Annotated in this window: 13 protein-coding genes and 1 pseudogene; 5 read left to right on the plus strand and 9 right to left on the minus strand. The window is 71.4% G+C overall.

The window, feature by feature from the left end:
* Positions 1-101: 101 nt before the first annotated feature.
* The gene (locus ACFV2X_RS37340; protein WP_385625480.1) at positions 102-1,088 is read right to left on the minus strand and encodes an aldo/keto reductase; all 987 of its coding nucleotides are present in this window, start codon (positions 1,086-1,088) and stop codon (positions 102-104) included.
* 133 nt (positions 1,089-1,221) lie between these two features.
* On the opposite strand from ACFV2X_RS37340, the gene ACFV2X_RS37345 reads away from it, so the two are divergent.
* The gene (locus tag ACFV2X_RS37345; protein ID WP_385625482.1) at positions 1,222-2,241 is read left to right on the plus strand and encodes an aldo/keto reductase family protein; all 1,020 of its coding nucleotides are present in this window, start codon (positions 1,222-1,224) and stop codon (positions 2,239-2,241) included.
* On the opposite strand, the gene ACFV2X_RS37350 is transcribed toward ACFV2X_RS37345, so the two are convergent.
* The 4 genes from ACFV2X_RS37350 to ACFV2X_RS37365 all read right to left on the minus strand — a co-directional run bounded on the left by ACFV2X_RS37350 (position 2,238) and on the right by ACFV2X_RS37365 (position 9,756).
* Positions 2,238-4,058: a GMC oxidoreductase gene (locus ACFV2X_RS37350; RefSeq protein ID WP_385625510.1), complete on the minus strand. Its 1,821-nt coding sequence runs from the start codon at positions 4,056-4,058 to the stop codon at positions 2,238-2,240. The two genes, ACFV2X_RS37345 and ACFV2X_RS37350, sit on opposite strands and share 4 nt — an antisense overlap.
* A gap of 55 nt (positions 4,059-4,113) precedes the next feature.
* Positions 4,114-5,832, minus strand: a complete 1,719-nt coding sequence (locus tag ACFV2X_RS37355) for a succinic semialdehyde dehydrogenase (RefSeq protein ID WP_385625484.1) — start codon at positions 5,830-5,832, stop codon at positions 4,114-4,116.
* A gap of 50 nt (positions 5,833-5,882) precedes the next feature.
* Entirely contained in the window at positions 5,883-7,916 is a 2,034-nt protein-coding gene (locus tag ACFV2X_RS37360; protein WP_385625486.1) for a protein kinase, read from the minus strand.
* An 88-nt stretch (positions 7,917-8,004) separates the two neighbouring features.
* Positions 8,005-9,756, minus strand: coding sequence for a serine/threonine-protein kinase (locus tag ACFV2X_RS37365; RefSeq protein WP_385625488.1), 1,752 nt, complete (start codon positions 9,754-9,756; stop codon positions 8,005-8,007).
* A gap of 73 nt (positions 9,757-9,829) precedes the next feature.
* On the opposite strand from ACFV2X_RS37365, the gene ACFV2X_RS37370 reads away from it, so the two are divergent.
* Positions 9,830-10,297, plus strand: coding sequence for a hypothetical protein (locus ACFV2X_RS37370; protein WP_385625490.1), 468 nt, complete (start codon positions 9,830-9,832; stop codon positions 10,295-10,297).
* Between the two features lie 25 nt (positions 10,298-10,322).
* Here the strand turns inward: ACFV2X_RS37370 and ACFV2X_RS37375 are convergent, their stop codons facing one another.
* The 4 genes from ACFV2X_RS37375 to ACFV2X_RS37390 all read right to left on the minus strand — a co-directional run bounded on the left by ACFV2X_RS37375 (position 10,323) and on the right by ACFV2X_RS37390 (position 13,411).
* A complete protein-coding gene (locus ACFV2X_RS37375; protein ID WP_385625492.1) occupies positions 10,323-11,114 on the minus strand; it encodes an ABC transporter permease in 792 nt (263 codons plus the stop codon).
* Entirely contained in the window at positions 11,111-12,040 is a 930-nt protein-coding gene (locus ACFV2X_RS37380) for an ABC transporter ATP-binding protein (protein ID WP_385625494.1), read from the minus strand. Before ACFV2X_RS37380 ends, ACFV2X_RS37375 begins: the two co-directional genes overlap by 4 nt.
* Positions 12,041-12,383: 343 nt before the next feature.
* Positions 12,384-12,521: a hypothetical protein gene (locus ACFV2X_RS37385; RefSeq protein ID WP_385625496.1), complete on the minus strand. Its 138-nt coding sequence runs from the start codon at positions 12,519-12,521 to the stop codon at positions 12,384-12,386.
* Between the two features lie 137 nt (positions 12,522-12,658).
* Entirely contained in the window at positions 12,659-13,411 is a 753-nt protein-coding gene (locus ACFV2X_RS37390) for a helix-turn-helix domain-containing protein (protein ID WP_385625498.1), read from the minus strand.
* A gap of 237 nt (positions 13,412-13,648) precedes the next feature.
* Here ACFV2X_RS37390 and ACFV2X_RS37395 point away from each other — a divergent pair, with 237 nt between their 5' ends.
* From ACFV2X_RS37395 to ACFV2X_RS37405, 3 genes and pseudogenes are all read left to right on the plus strand, one after another.
* On the plus strand, positions 13,649-14,314 hold the full coding sequence (locus ACFV2X_RS37395) for a DUF4097 family beta strand repeat-containing protein (protein WP_385625500.1): 666 nt from the start codon (positions 13,649-13,651) through the stop codon (positions 14,312-14,314).
* Positions 14,315-14,346: 32 nt separating this feature from the next.
* Positions 14,347-15,306 carry an ATP-binding cassette domain-containing protein gene (locus ACFV2X_RS37400; RefSeq protein ID WP_385625502.1) on the plus strand — a complete coding sequence of 320 codons (960 nt, stop codon included), beginning with the start codon at positions 14,347-14,349 and terminating at the stop codon, positions 15,304-15,306.
* A pseudogene (locus ACFV2X_RS37405) lies at positions 15,303-15,436 on the plus strand (ABC transporter permease); the annotation flags it as partial. The gene ACFV2X_RS37400 and the pseudogene ACFV2X_RS37405, both read left to right, overlap by 4 nt.

Consider the following 15,436-nt stretch of genomic DNA (forward strand, 5'->3'; position numbering starts at 1 on the left):
GGCGGCGGCCCGAGCCGCCGGTCCGCGTTGAAGCCGCGTATGAAGGGGTCGCCCCGCCCGGGGCGGCCCCTTCGTACGAGGATCAAGGCGAAGGCAGCCGCTCAGCCGTTGACGAAGGTGAGGCTGGTCGCGTCGTAGCGGGTGCCCGCGATCTGCTCGGACGGGGCGGCGGCCTCGATCGCGGCAAGGTCCTCGGCGGACAGCTCGACGTCCAGGGCCGCGATGTTCTCCTCCAGATACCGCTGCCGCCGGGTGCCGGGGATCGGCACCACGTCGTCGCCCTGGTGCTGCACCCAGGCCAGGGCGAGCTGACCGGCGGTGACCCCCTTCGCCTCGGCCAGCTCGTTCAGCTTCGCGACGATCGCCAGGTTCCGTTCGAGGTTGCCGTCGGCGAAACGCGGCTGGGTCCGCCGCATATCGGTCTCCTCCAGCCCCTCGACCGAGGTGTACCGGCCGGTCAGAAAGCCACGTCCGAGCGGGGAGAACGGGACGAGGCCGATGCCGAGCTCGCGGCAGACCGGGGCGATCTCCGCCTCCAGGTCTCGGGTCCACAACGACCACTCGCTCTGCAGCGCGGCGATCGGATGCACCGCGTGCGCCCGCCGGATGGTCTGCGCACCGGCCTCGGACAGCCCGAGGTGGCGGACCTTACCAGCCCGCACCAGCTCGGCCATGGCGCCGACGGTCTCCTCGATCGGCACCTGCGGATCGACCCGGTGCTGGTAGTAGAGGTCGATGTGGTCGACCCCGAGCCGGCGCAGCGACGCCTCGCACGCCTGCCGCACGTATGCGGCGTCGCCGCGGATCAGGGTGGGCTCGCCCAGGCGGTTGGCGAAGCCGAACTTCGTGGCCAGCACCACCTCGTCACGGCGCCCGGCGATGGCCCGTCCGATCAGCTCCTCGTTGTGCCCGACGCCGTAGAAGTCGGAGGTGTCCAGCAAGGTCACCCCGAGGTCGAGGGCGCGGTGCAGCGTCGCGATCGACTGCTCGTCGTCGGCGGCACCGTAGGCGTGGCTCATGCCCATGCACCCCAGGCCCTGCGCGGAGACCGCCAGTGCGCCGAGGTGCCGGATGGAAACGTTGGTCATGCTGCTTGCCTCCTGGGCTCGGAACTGCCCAGGACACTAGGAGCTGGAGCGCGCTCCACGTCAAACGAATTTGACGCAGTCGGCCGGAATCGGCAGCCGGGCAGACGGGAGTGACAAGGTCTAGGGTCGGCCCATGGAACATCGTCAACTCGGCCGCAGCGGCCTGATGGTCAGCGAGATCACGTACGGCAACTGGCTGACCCACGGGGAGTCGGTCGGCAGGGACGCGGCCCTGGCGTGTGTGCGAACGGCGCTCGACTGCGGTGTCACGACCTTCGACACCGCCGACGTCTACGCCCAAGGCGCCGCGGAAGAGCTGCTCGGAGAGGCCCTTGGCGGGGTGCGGCGCTCGTCGGTGGAGATCGCCACCAAGGTCTGCCTGCCGACCGGGGACGGCCCCAACGACCGCGGCCTGTCCCGTAAGCACGTCATGGAGTCCTGCCATGCCTCGCTGCGCCGGCTGGGGACGGACTACGTCGACCTCTACCAGGCACATCGGTTCGACGAGCGGACGCCGCTGGAGGAGACGCTCGTCGCCTTCGACGATCTGGTACGGCAGGGCAAGGTGCTCTACATCGGGGTGTCGGAGTGGACGGCGCCCCAGATCGAGGCCGCGCTGCGGATGGCCGGGGAGCTCGGGCTGCGCAGCCGGATCGTGTCGAACCAGCCGCAGTACAGCATGTTGTGGCGGGTCATCGAGCCCGAAGTCCTTCCGCTGTGCCTGCGGGAAGGCATCGGTCAACTGGCCTTCCAGCCGCTGGCGCAGGGCGTGCTCACCGGTAAGTACCGCCCCGGCCAGGCTCCCCCGGAAGGTTCCCGGGCCACCGCGTCGGGCCGGGCCCCGAGGTTCGTCAGCCGGGTGCTCGGCAGCGGTCTGCTGGAGCGGGTGGCGCGGTTGCGTCCGGTCGCCGAGGATGCCGGGTTGTCCATGGCCCAGCTCGCGATCGCCTGGGTGCTGCGGCAGCCGGGGGTCTCGGCCACCGTCATCGGTGCCTCGCGGCCCGAGCAGGTGACCGAGAACGCCACGGCGGCCGGTGTGCGCCTGGAGGACGAGGTGCTGGAGCGCGTCGACAAGGTGCTCGGCGAGATGGTCGATCGGGACCCGTCGAAGACCGCGCGCATGATGGCGGTCGAACCCGACTGGCGCGCCTAGTCGGCGGCGGGCGGCACCTTCGGGACCGGGAGCAGGGGGAGCTTCAGGGCACCGAAGGCGTCCTCGGGGACGGCGGGGGCTGTGGGCGCGACCGGGGACAAGCGCTTGTACGGGGCGCCTTGAGGCGGGCGCGGGTCGGGGGTGCCCTTGTTGGGCCAGAGGGACATGGCGCGCTCCGCCTGGGCCGTGATGGTCAGGGACGGGTTGACGCCCAGGTTCGCGGTGACCGCCGCGCCGTCCACGACGTGGATGCCCGGGTGCCCGTACAGCCGGTGGTACGGGTCGATCACGCCGTGGTCGGGGTCCGTGCCGATGGGGCAGCCGCCGAGGAAGTGGGCGGTGAGCGGGGTGCCCATCAGTTCGCCGACGTTGCTGCCCGGGAAGCCGTTGATGGACTCGGCGAGGTGGCGGGCGGCTTCGGCGCCCTCGGGGATGTGGTCCGGGTTCGGTTCGCCGTGCCCCTGCCGGGCGGTGAGCAGGCCCTTTCCGAGGCCCTTCGGCTTGCGGTAGGTGGTGAGCGAGTTGTCGTGGGTCTGCATGACCAGGCCGATGATGGTGCGCTCCGACCAGCGGCGGTTGGACATCGAGCGCATCGCGAGCGTCGGATGCCGGAGGTTGGCCCCCAGGAACCGCAGCCAGCGCGGCAGCCGGCCGCCGTCGGGGATCTGCAGGACGGACAGCAGCCCCATCGCGTTGGAGCCCTTGCCGTAGCGGACGGGTTCGATGTGGGTGGTGTCGTCGGGGTGGATGGAGGAGGTGATCGCCACGCCCCGGGTGAAGTCGGCCCGCTCCCGCGCCGGGTGGACCTTGCGGTAGCGGCGGTCCGAGGTCTGCGCGCCGACCAGGGCCTCGGAGTTGGTGCGGGTGAGCATGCCGAGCCGGTCGGAGATCCGGGGCAGCAGGCCCTTGTCCCGCATGGTGTGCAGCAGCGTCTGGGTGCCGTACGTCCCGGCGGCCAGTACGACCTGGCGGGCGCGCAGCGCGCGCGGCGGGCCCTTGCGGCGGCGGTCGGTGGGGACGGTGGTGACCCGGTAGCCGCCGCGCCGGTCCTCGCTGATGGCCACGACGGTGGTCATGGGGTGGACGACGGCGCCGGCCCGCTCGGCGAGGTGGAGGTAGTTCTCGTTGAGGGTGTTCTTCGCGCCGTGGCGGCAGCCGGTCATGCATTCGCCGCATTCGGTGCAGGCCCGGCGGGAGGGGCCGGCGCCGCCGAAGTACGGGTCGGGGACTCGCTCCCCGGGGGCCGCCGTGGTCGTGCCGTCCGCGTCGTCGCCGTCCCCGAAGAAGACCCCCACCGGCGCCATATGGAAGCTCTCGCCCACCCCCATCCGCTCGGCGGCGGCTTTCAGATGCTCGTCGGAGGGGGTCATGGTCTTGTTCAGGCGCGCCCCGAGCATCCGCCGCGCCTGGTCGTAGTACGGGGCGAGCTCCGCCCGCCAGTCGGTGATGGCGCCCCACTGCGGGTCCCGGAAGAAGGGCTCGGGCGGTACGTAGAGGGTGTTGGCGTAGTTGAGCGAGCCACCCCCGACCCCGGCCCCCGCCAGCACCATGACCTTGCCCAGGACGTGGATGCGCTGGATGCCGTAGCAGCCGAGGGCGGGGGCCCACAGATAGTCGCGGAGGTGCCAGGAGTTCTTGGGCAGGGTCTCTGGGGTGAAGCGGCGGCCCGCCTCCAGGACCCCGACGCGGTACCCCTTCTCGGTCAGGCGCAGGGCCGTCACCGAGCCGCCGAAGCCCGAGCCGACGACGATCACGTCGTAGTCGTACGCGTCGTCGTAGGCGTCCTCGTCCGCATCGTCGCGCACGTCGTTGTCCACAGCGTCGTACGCATCGTTCACAGCAGTACCTCCCGCTCCCTCCGCCGCGCGCCGCTCAGCGCAGGCGCAGCGCCTTCATCGCGCGCAGGCTGCGGGTCATGAACGCCGCGTACTTCTCGTCCGTCATCCCGAAGGCGGGCCCGAGCGGCAGCAGCCGCTGGTGCGCGACCGTCTGCGCCTCGGTGAACTTGAGGATCCCCTCCGAGCCGTGGCGGCGCCCGAGGCCGGAGTCGCCCATCCCGCCCAGCGGCGCCCGGACGCTGCCGTATGCCGCGCCGTAGCCCTCGTTGACGTTGACCGTGCCGGCCTGCAGCCGGGCTGCGACCGCTCGGCCGCGCCGCCCGTCCTTCGTCCAGACGCTGGCGTTGAGGCCGTACGGGGTGGCGTTGGCACGCTCGACCGCCTCGTCCTCGTCGGTGAAGCGGTAGATGGAGACGACCGGGCCAAACGTTTCCTCCGCGCACACCGCCATCGGCGGTTCGACGCCGTCGAGGATGGTCGGCTCGTAGAAGTACGGGCCGATGTCGGGCCGGGCGCGGCCGCCGGTGAGCACCTTCGCGCCCTTCTCCCGGGCCTCGTCGACATGGCGTACGACCGTCGCCAACTGGCGCTCGCCCGCCATCGAGCCCATCTCGGCCCCGTACGCGAGGGCCGTGCCCAGGCGCATCGCCTTCGTCCGGGCGACGAACCGCTCCAGGAAGGCGTCGGCGATCGACGTATGGACGTAAAGGCGCTCGATGGACTCGCACAGCTGCCCGGCGGAGGAGAAGCAGGCGCGCACCGAGCCCTCGGCGGCCTTGTCGAGGTCGGCGTCCCGCAGCACCAGCATGGCGTTCTTGCCGCCCAGTTCCAGGGAGCAGCCGACCAGCCGGGCCGCCGCGCGCTGGGCGACCTCGCGGCCGGTGCGGGTGGAGCCGGTGAAGGAGACGTAGTCGGCGTGCTGGACGACGGCGGGGCCGACGACCGGGCCCTCGCCGAGCACGATCTGCCATACGCCCTCGGGCAGCCCGGCCTCGATCAGCAGTTCACGGGCCCACAGGGCGGTCAGCGCGGTCTCGGTGTCCGGCTTCATCACCAGGGCGTTGCCCGCGGCGAAGGCGGGGAGCGAATCCCCGACGGAGAGGGAGAGGGGGTAGTTCCAGGGGGATATCAGCCCTATGACGCCCTTGGCCTGGCGCAGCTCGGTGACCTTGGTGAGGACGGGAACGGCGCCGGTGTGGCGGCGGGCGCCCAGGTAGCCGGGGGCCTTGCGCCCGTAGTGGCGGGCGGTGAGGCAGACCTCCTGCACCTCCTCGTGGGCGTGCAGCCGGGTCTTGCCCGTCTCCACCTGGATCAGGTCGAGCACCTCGGCCTGACGGCGGACGAGCAGGTCGTGGAAGCGCAGCAGCACGGCGGCGCGCCGACGCACGGGGGTACGGGCCCAGGCCAGCTGCGCCTTGCGCGCCCGCTCGTACGCCTCGGCGACGTCCTCGGGGGTGGACTCGGGCAGTTCGGCCAGGACCTCCCCGGTGAAGGGGGTGTGGCTGGTGGTGCTGCCACTGCCCACCACGCCGCGCGCGAGCCGGGCGATCAGCTCGGGGGTGACGACATGGGCGGCGGTACGAGCGCCGGCGGGGGCGACCGGGTTGCCGTCGGCGGGGGCAGGTGCGGCCTCCTCCTCGGTGTCGGATGCGACGTCCTGCGAGGCATCGGGGGCAGCCTCCTGCGAGGCGTCCGGTGCGGCCTCCTGCGGGGCGTCCTGCGTGGGCTGTGCGCTGTCCTGCGAGTCCGTCATGGGGGCGAGGGTAGGCCCGCCCCGGCCGGTTTGACTACCCGACGGTAACTCTATTTCGCGGCTGTCTTGAGGTCCTGGATCTCCAGGTGCTTCACGACTTCCTGGTAGAGCTTGTCGCCGGTCTCACGGGCCGCTCCCTTGGCGGGCATGGTCACGCTCAGCCGCCACTGCGTCTTGTCGGAGTTGACATAGATGTGGGTGCGCTCGAGATAGGGGATGTAGTCGTCGCGGTTGCTGGCAAAGGGGCGGTAGGTGGTGTTCACGTCCTCCGCCGGCTGGCCCTGCTGGGAGGATTTCACCTGCTTGCTGTGGGCGTCCGCGTAGTCGGTCTGGGAAGTGCTCTCGCGGTGTGCGATCGTCTGCTTGACCGCGTCCGCGAGCCCGGTGACGTCCTCCTCGCCGTCCTTGACGGCCCGGAGGAAATAGATGGTGAAGACCCCACTGGGGTCCTTGAAGGTGACGGACTGGTTGTCCTCGTCGCTGTCGTCCAGCACCCTCTTGTAGTCCTCGGGTACGGCCAGCGACGCGTCGACCACCTCGCGCTCGTCCCGGACCGTCCACCCGGACGGGAGGCCGCTGCCCTCGCTCGCGAACGGCTTCATCAGCACCAGCACCAGCGCGGCGGCCACCAGCAGCACCACACCGCCCAGGCCCAGCTGCGCCTTGCGGTTCTTGTGCAGGATGGGCGGTACGAAGCGGCTGCCCCCGCGCTGCGCCTCCCCGGCGCCTTCCCCGGCGTCGGCCCCGATCCCGGCTCCGATCCCGGCTCCGGCCCCGACCCCGGTCCCGGCCCCGACCTGGCCGTACAGGCGGGTCGCCAGCACCGTCGGCGCCGGCTGCGGGGGCCGCACCACCTCCTCCAGCGCCTGCCGCGCCTCGGCCGCCGACGGCCGCGCCGCCGCCTCCTTGCGCAGCAACTGCATGATGAGCGTGCCGAGCGCGCCCGAGCCGCGGGCGGGCGTCTGCGGCTCGGCGGAGAGGATGGCCTGGAGGGTCGCGGGGGCGTGCGAGCGGCGGAACGGGGACATGCCCTCGACCGCCGCGTACAGCACGACGCCCAGCGACCAGAGGTCCGATTCGGGCCCGGGCCGCTGGCCCAGCACCCGCTCGGGCGCGATGAACTCGGGGGAGCCGACGAACGCGCCGGTCTCCGTCAGCCCCTGCTCGCCCTCGACCTGCGCGATGCCGAAGTCGGTCAGCACCACCCGGTCGTTCCGGCCGAGCAGCACGTTGTCCGGCTTGACGTCGCGGTGCAGCACCCCGGCCTCATGGGCGGCGGTCAGCGCGCCCAGCACCGCGATGCCGATCCGGGCCGCCTCGCGCGGGGCCAGTGTGCCCTCGGCCAGCCGGTCGGCGAGCGAGTCGCCGCGCACCAGCTCCATCACCAGCCAGGGCCGGCCGTCCTCGACGGCCACGTCGTACACGGAGACGACCGAGGGGTGGTCGATCCGGGCCGCGGCGCGCGCCTCGCGCTGCATCCGCTGGTAGACCTTCTGCCGCTCAGCCTCCGGCAGGGTCTCGGGCACCCGCGGCTCCTTGACCGCGACATCGCGGTCGACGACCTGGTCGTGCGCCTTCCAGACCGTGCCCATGCCGCCGTGTCCCAGACGCGAGACGAGGCGGTAACGGCCGCCGATGACACGGCCGATGCCGGGGTCCTGGGCGGCGGGCGCGGGCGGCGACGTACGGGGGTCGGGCTGTCCGTAGGCGGGCTGCCGGGGAGCGGACTGCCCGGCGGGGGGCTGCCCGGGGGTGGACGGCACGGAGGACGGCCGCTCGGAGGCGGACGGCTCGGAGGTGGACGGCACGGGGGTGGAGGGCACGGGGGTGGAGGGCTCGGCGGACGGCTGCCCGGGGGTGGTCCGGCCGTCGAGCTGCGTCGGCTCGTACGTGCTGTGCGGCCGGTCCCCGGCGCCCTGCCGAGCGCCCCGCGCAGGCAGCCCCGGCGGCTCCTGAGCCGTGTCGCGGGGCGGCTCCTGGGACGGCACCGGCTCGGTTGGAGGCGGCGCCGGCGTGGCCGGAGCCTGCGGCGGCCGCAGCTCGTAGCTGGTGGGCTCGTTCGCCCGTCCCCCGTCGTTCGTCATGGCTCCATCATTACCTTCTCGGACACGCGGCCCGCCACCGGCCCCGGGACGGCTGTGACCGCTCGTGACAAAGCCGTTGCGCTGCTGTTCAGTTCTGGCCGGAGGGCCGAGAGAAAGTGTTAACAGCCATGTCGAAATGCTGCTTTCCCTCGGATTTCTTCCCAACCGGCGCGGACACCCACACGTCGTACATCTTGCCCGCCTCGTTCCAGGTCAGGTCATAGGTCTGACGCGAGCCGCCGTCGTCGGCCGAGCCGTTCCAGATGAAGGCCCATAGGGCGGCGGGCTGCCCCTTGCGGTCCGTCTCGATGACCTGGCCGCCGCGGTAGCCCGGGTAGTCCTCCGATCCCCTGGCGTCCGCCTCCCGGCTCAGCTGCAGCGGGCCCTTGGGGTCCTGCTCCTGGACGTGGATCCCGATCCGGAACTCCATGCCGGGCGAGTTGTAGTAGACGCGCGGGGGCTTGAAGTCGCGGGAGTACCCCTTGGGTACGGCAATCGTGAAGCCGACCGGGTCGTCCACCAGCTCATAGCCGTCCGGGACGGCGGCCTTCGAGGACGTCGGCGACCGCTTGCCCGACGGCGACGGCTTCTTGCCGGGGTCCGTCGGGGCGGTGGCCGAGGTCTTGTCCCCGCTTCGGCCCTCGTCCGCGGCGTCTCCGTCCTTCTGGTCGAGCGCCAGCGCCGCGATCCCGGCTCCGAGGCCGGCCAGCGCGACCACCGCGACGGCCGCCATCAGCGCCTTACGGCGGCGGGGGCCCCGGCCGAGCGGGGCGGGCGCGACGGGGGTGGGGGGCTCCGGAGCCGCCGGGGCCGCCGCCGGGGTGGCGCCCCCGTACCCGGCACCCCCATACCCCGCGGCCCCGTACCCGGCAGTCCCGTACCCGGGCGCATGGCCGGGCGTCTGGCCTGGCGTCTGGCCTGGCGTCTGGCCGGTCGGCACCGGCACGGCGGGCTGCGTCGGCGTGTACTCCAGAGGGATCTCGGGGGTGTCCCCCGGCGCCAGGCACATCCGCAGCATCCGCGCCGCCGCGTCCCCGGTCAGCCGTACGTCGGGGTCGCGCTGCAACAGCCCCTCGATGACCGGGGCCAGGGCCCCGGCGGCCTCGGGCGCCCGTATCTCGTCGAACACGACCGCGTGCAGCACACCGCCCAACGAGTCACGGCGGAACGGGGATTCGCCGCTGACCAGCGTGCACAGCAGCACACCCAGCGACCACAGGTCCGACTCCGGACCGGTGCGGCGCCCCGACATCCGCTCCGGCGCGGTGTATTCGGGCGAGCCCACGAACGTCCCGGTCTCGGTGATCGTCGTGCTCCCCGTCACCTGCGCGATACCGAAGTCCGTCAGCACCACCCGCCGGGTGCCCGCCTCCACCAGTACATTGGCGGGCTTGATGTCCCGGTGCAGCACCCCGCTCGCATGCGCCACCCGCAACGCGTCCACCAGCGCGACCCCGACCCGCGCCGCCTCACGCGGCCCGACCGCCCCCTCGGCGGCCAACTGGTCGGCGAGCGAGCTGCCGTCGACCAACTCCATGACGATCCAAGGGCGTCCGTCCTCCTCCACGACATCGTGCAGGACGATCACATTCGGATGCTTGATCTGCGCCACGGTCCGGGCCTCGCGCAGCGTGCGCTCATGCTGCTGCTGGGCGTCGAGGGCCGACATCCCGTCCAGCTCCTCGTCGAAGTGCAGCTCCTTGACCGCCACATCCCGGCCCAGCAACGTGTCGACGGCCCGCCACACCGTACCCATGCCGCCGCGCCCCAGCCGTGACACCAACTGATAACGCCCGGCCAGCAAGCGATCACTTCCCCCGAAGCTACCCATGCCCCTCATCTTGCCGCACTCCCCCGACGCCCTCCGCCCCCGACCCCGGCGACGCCCGCCCGTGCTGTGGTCAACTTCCCCCATGGAGGCAGTTCTGGCGAGTTTCATAGCCGTGCTCGGCACGGTGTTGGGTTCCGGTGTCACCTACGTCTTCCAGCGGCGGACCACCGAACGCGGCGAGCACTTCGCCCGGGCGGAGAAGCTGCGGCAGGAACGCATCGACGCGTACTGCGCATACGCGGGGGCGCTGCTCAACTACCGCCGGGTGCTGATCCAGCGGTGGTTCGTCACCCACGAGAACCGGCCCGACGAGGACACCCCGGAGTTGGGGGAGCACGTCTACGAGATGCGTTACGCGGCGCAGGAGGCGATGTTCCGCGCGCAAATGCTCTCGGACGACCCCGCACTCGTGGAACTCGCCGAGCGGTTGATGAGCTACGTGACCGAGTTGCACAAGGCGGAGGACCGCGCCCAACTCGACGACATCCGCCAGCGGACCCGGCAGGGCGTCCGCGACTTCATCGCCGCCGCGACACCGCACGTCCGCTGAGTCGGCACCGCGCTCCGTGGTGGGCTCAGGCCGTGACATCGCGGCGCGCGAAGACGGTGCCGGCGACCGCCGCGGCGACGACGACGTAGGCGGCTACGGTGAGCAGCGCTCGGGCCATGCTCACCTCCGACGTCCCGCCCTGCCCCAGCGTCTCGAGGAGGAGTCCGGGGAAGAACCGCCGACCCGGGTCCCACGCGTCCCCGATGAGGTGTTCGGCGGGCCCGGCCCACGCGATGCCGACGGCGAGGGCCAGGGGAACGGAGCGCAGCAGCACCGCGATCAGCATGGCGAGCACGGCATAGCCGGTGACCCACGCCAGTACGGACGCGTAGTCGGTGACGGCCGCGCCGAGGGCGTCGGCGCCGGTCCACGCGTCGGTCGAGACGTCGTAGCCGGACGCCACGAACCGGGCGGCAAGCCACGTGGCGACCTCGCCGCACGCCAGGGCCGCGGCCGCGAAGGCCAGCAGCGCCCCCAGCCTGCCGATCAACAGGCTCGTCCGCTTGGGCTGCCGGAAGAGCATCGTGCGGTAGGTACCGCGGGAGAACTCCAGGCTGAACAGGCCGACGAACAAAGCGAACACGAGGGTGCCGGAGAAGGCCGCGACGGCGCGGAACACCTCGGTGCCGCCACCGGCCCCGGCGAAGGTCTCCAGCGTCGGCGTCATGCTGTTCGGGGACATCTCCGATGCGGGCTTGGCGCCGCCCAGCTCGATCGCCGCGCCGCCGACAGAGCTCGCAAGGACCACGACGATCGTGGTGATGAGCACCCTGCGGCGGATCAGCCTGGCCAGTTCGGCACGGAATGAGCGGATCACGCGACGTCTCCCTCAATGAGTCGGAGGTAGGTGGATTCCAGGGTGGGCCGGTGGACCGTGAGCTCGGCCAGCACGATGCCCGTCGCGAAGGCGGCGCGGTTGAGAGACGCGGCCATCTGCCGCGGGTCGCGGTGGTCGATCGACACCATGAGCCGACTCCCGTCACTCTTGGGCTCCAGCCCTTCGGCGGCGACGATGTCGGCGAGGATCGGGAGATCCGCGCCGTCCACGGGGGCCAGGAGGATGTCGTTGCCGGTCCGGTCGGCGAACTCCCGTGCTGAGCCGGCGTAGACGAGCGTTCCCTGCTCGATGATGAGGAGCCAGTCGCAGACCTGCTCCAGCTCGTTGAGGATGTGAGAGGACACCAGCACGGTGCGGCCCTCGGCCGCGATCCGCGCGATGAGGTCGCGCATGTCGATCATGCCGGCCGGGTCGAGGCCATTGGTCGGCTCGTCGAGGATCAGTAGCTCGGGGTCGCCGAGCAGGGCGGCGGCGATGCCGAGCCGCTGCTTCATGCCGAGGGAGTACCTGCCGTAGCGGTCGCGCGCCCGATCGGCGAGGCCGACGAGTTCGATGATCTCGGGGATGCGGCGCTCATCGTGGCCGCCGAGCCGGGCGAGCACCCGCAGGTTCTCCACGCCGGTCAGCGCGGGCCACATGGCCGGTCCCTCGAGTAGGGCGCCGACGCGGCCCAGGTAGCGCTCGGGGTGGTGGATCGACCGTCCGAGGACGGTGGCGTCCCCGGAGGTCGGGCGCACGAGGCCGAGAAGCATCGCCATGGTGGTCGTTTTGCCGGCGCCGTTCGGGCCGATGAATCCGGCGACCACGCCACGCGGGACCTCGACCGTGAGGTCGCCGACCGCGACCCGGTCTCCATATCGCTTGGTGAGTTGGTGAATCGTCACCACGGGGGCCTGCTGTGTCATGGCCCCAGCGTGCAGATGGCGCGGGCACGCGTCGTCCTGCCGGGAGAGGCCCCTGTGGTACGCCGACGGGCGTACCGGCCCGGACTGCGGGGCGAACACCGCAGGTTGGCGCGGGTCGCCCAGGTCATCCGGGTCACGTCCGGCCCGAGATCCACGCGGATTCCGGCGCCCCCGCGGGCCCGCCGCAACGGGGGTCCACGCACGTCACGGCATGGGCGGCGAGCATGTCCGCCCAGGAAAGCAGCGCCGGATACGCCGCAGGGCGTAGGCCTTGGCGCCGCCCTGTGGGCGGCGCCGCACCGCGTGCGCACCTGCCAGGAGGTGACAGGCATGGCCCCTACGGTCAGCCCCCATGAGCGACCACCTCCCCCGTATCACCCCCGCCCAGCGCCGCGCCCGCCTCGGACGGCGGCATCTGCTGGCCCCGTCCGCGCGGCCGGCCCGCGTCGAGGCCGTGGCGGACGCGGTCGTCGGGCTGCATGCGACCGGTCCGGCCACTGGTCCGCCCCTACTCCGCCGACTCGGTGGACGGCGCTCCGCCGTCGATCGTCAAGCGGCACACGGAGCAGCGGTAGCGGCACACCCCCACTCAGTTTGCCGAACAAGACCGGCCGCCCATCAGCGATCCGAATGTGGCTCGGCGGTGTCGCCTGAGGTCGTTTCGGCTTTGGTGTACAGGACTTCGCGGGCCTGCTCCGCGGCGCGGATGAGGCTCTCGGAAACGAAGTCGAGGAAGCGGGCGGCGCTCTCGAGGCGGGCGGCGGCCGGGGTGCCGGAGCCGAGGACGCCAGCGCCCTGCCGCGCGACCTCGACGAACCGGTCGTTGTCCCGGGCGCTGCGGATCATCGACTGGTACCAGAGGTCGTTGTCGACGATGTAGCGCTCGCGGCGGCGCTCGTCGCGTTCCCTGCGGACGAGCTCCAGGCCCTCGAGGAACGCGATCGCCTTGGAGATGGATGGCGGGCTGACCTGGAGGCGCTGGGCGAGTTCGGACGCGGTGAGGCTGCCCGCGTCGGTGGTGTAGAGGCAGGCCATCACTCGGGCCATCATCTTGGGCAGGCCCGACTGCATGAGGACGGTGGTGAGCAACTCCTCGTACTCGCGCACGGCCTCGGCGTCGCGTCCATGCGGCTGAGGGACCGACTCCGCCCCTCGGGAGGACGCGGGCCTGCGCCGGTGAGCGCGGCGCTCGGTGGCGCGGTGAGCCAGGTCGGCGCGGTAGGCGGTGGGGCCGCCGTTGCGCATCACCTCACGCGTGACCGTCGAGGTCGGACGTTCGAGGCGTCGGGCGATCTCGGCGTAGGGGAGGCTGTCGGCCAGCCCCAGCGCGATCTGCTGGCGTTCCTGCTGGGTGAGCCTGCCTCCTGGCATCGCGATCTCCTTGGTGATCCTTCGTGATGGTCCCTGGTCCCCCACCGTAGCGTTCCTTTCTTACCCATTGCAATGATCGAGACAATCGTCGTTGCATTATCTTCGAGGCCGTTGCAACAGTTTTACCGCTTTCACCTGCATAAATACTCAGCTTGAGCAACGAATACGTTGCCAGAATCTGGAAAGCAACGTAGCGTTTCCGGTGTCAGAAACGAGGAACGAGCTCAGGAGAGCACGATGCAGAAGTTCGACACCCCCGCCCCGGTCGCCGCCGTCCTGGACATCCCCGCCGGACGCATCCAGTTCATCGCCGCGGACCGCGCCGACACCACCATCGAGGTCCTGCCCGCCAACCCCGCCAAGAGCCGCGACGTCCAGACCGCCGAGCAGACCACCGTCACCTACGCCGACGGCGTCCTGCGGATCCACACTCCCGAGCCCAAGAACCAGCTCCTCGCCCACTCCGGATCCTTGGAGGTCACCGTCAAGCTGCCCGCCGGTTCCCACATCGAGGCCAGGACCGCCAGTTCCGAGCTCCGCGGCGTCGGCCGCCTCGGCGACATCGCCTTCGAAGGCGCGTACCGCCAGATCAAGATCGACGAGGCCGCGAGCGTCCGCCTCACCGCGACCGACGGCGATGTAGAGATCGGCCGGCTCAACGGCCCCGCGGAGATCAGCACCGCACGGGGCGACATCCGGATCACCGAGGCCGTGCGCGGCACGGTCGTGCTCCGCACCCAGTCCGGCGACATCACGATCGGCGCCGCCGCAGGCGTCTCGGCCGCCCTGGATGCCGACACCGCCTACGGCCGCATCAGCAACGCCCTCAAGAACGACGGCACCACCGAACTCGGCATCCGCGCCACCACCTCGCACGGCGACATCACCGCCCGCAGCCTCTAAAACCCGCAGCCCGCCAAAAGGAGCACTCCCTCATGACCGACTTGGCCATCGCGGCGAACGGGCTGCGCAAGTCCTACGGCGACAAGACCGTCCTCGACGGCGTCGACCTGGCCGTCCCGGCCGGCTCGGTGTTCGCGCTACTCGGCCCGAACGGCGCCGGCAAGACCACCGCCGTGAAGATCCTGTCCACCCTCATCTCCCCCGGCCCCGCCAGTGGCCAGATCCGCGTCGGCGGCCACGACCTCGCCGCCGACCCGCAGGCCGTGCGGGCCGCGATCGGGGTGACCGGGCAGTTCTCCGCCGTGGACGGGCTGATCACCGGCGAGGAGAACATGCTCCTCATGGCAGACCTGCACCACCTCTCCAAGCACGAGGGACGGCAGGTCACGGCCGAGTTGCTGGAGCGCTTCGACCTCGTCGCGGCCGCGAAGAAGCCCGCCTCCACCTACTCCGGCGGCATGAAACGCCGCCTCGACATCGCCATGACCCTGGTCGGCAACCCGCGCATCATCTTCCTCGACGAACCCACCACCGGCCTCGACCCGCGCTCCCGGCACACCATGTGGCAGATCATCCGCGAACTCGTCACCGGCGGCGTCACCGTCTTCCTCACCACCCAGTATCTGGAGGAAGCCGACGAACTCGCCGACCGTATCGCGGTACTGAACGACGGCAAGATCGCTGCCGAGGGCACCGCGGACGAGCTGAAGCGACTGATCCCCGGCGGGCACATACAACTCCGCTTCACGGACCCGACCGCCTACCAGTCCGCCGCTCTCGCGCTACGGAAGGTCACCCGGGACGACGAGGCGCTGTCGCTGCAGATCCCCAGCGACGGCAGCCAGCGCGAACTGCGCTCCATCCTCGACCGGCTCGACGCCGCCGGCATCGAAGCCGACGAACTCACCGTCCACACCCCCGACCTCGACGACGTCTTCTTCGCCCTCACCAGCACCAACCAGCCCGCTCAGCCCAAGGAGACTGTCCGATGAGTTCGCTGTCCCTCGCCGTACGCGACTCCGCCACGATGCTGCGCCGCAACCTCCTGCACGCCCGGCGCTACCCGTCGCTGACGCTGAACCTGCTGCTGACGCCGATCATGCTGCTGTTGCTGTTCGTCTA

This window comes from Streptomyces sp. NPDC059679, from assembly GCF_042734105.1.
GTDB lineage: Bacteria > Actinomycetota > Actinomycetes > Streptomycetales > Streptomycetaceae > Streptomyces.

Bases quoted from the DNA above. Each gene is read 5' to 3' on its own strand.
- ACFV2X_RS37340 (WP_385625480.1), bottom strand. From the start codon at position 1,088: ATGACCAACGTTTCCATCCGGCACCTCGGCGCACTGGCGGTCTCCGCG.
- ACFV2X_RS37345 (WP_385625482.1), top strand. From the start codon at position 1,222: ATGGAACATCGTCAACTCGGCCGCAGCGGCCTGATGGTCAGCGAGATC.
- ACFV2X_RS37355 (WP_385625484.1), bottom strand. From the start codon at position 5,832: ATGACGGACTCGCAGGACAGCGCACAGCCCACGCAGGACGCCCCGCAG.
- ACFV2X_RS37360 (WP_385625486.1), bottom strand. From the start codon at position 7,916: ATGACGAACGACGGGGGACGGGCGAACGAGCCCACCAGCTACGAGCTG.
- ACFV2X_RS37365 (WP_385625488.1), bottom strand. From the start codon at position 9,756: ATGAGGGGCATGGGTAGCTTCGGGGGAAGTGATCGCTTGCTGGCCGGG.
- ACFV2X_RS37370 (WP_385625490.1), top strand. From the start codon at position 9,830: ATGGAGGCAGTTCTGGCGAGTTTCATAGCCGTGCTCGGCACGGTGTTG.
- ACFV2X_RS37380 (WP_385625494.1), bottom strand. From the start codon at position 12,040: ATGACACAGCAGGCCCCCGTGGTGACGATTCACCAACTCACCAAGCGA.
- ACFV2X_RS37385 (WP_385625496.1), bottom strand. From the start codon at position 12,521: ATGCAGCCCGACGACCGCGTCCGCCACGGCCTCGACGCGGGCCGGCCG.
- ACFV2X_RS37390 (WP_385625498.1), bottom strand. From the start codon at position 13,411: ATGCCAGGAGGCAGGCTCACCCAGCAGGAACGCCAGCAGATCGCGCTG.
- ACFV2X_RS37395 (WP_385625500.1), top strand. From the start codon at position 13,649: ATGCAGAAGTTCGACACCCCCGCCCCGGTCGCCGCCGTCCTGGACATC.
- ACFV2X_RS37400 (WP_385625502.1), top strand. From the start codon at position 14,347: ATGACCGACTTGGCCATCGCGGCGAACGGGCTGCGCAAGTCCTACGGC.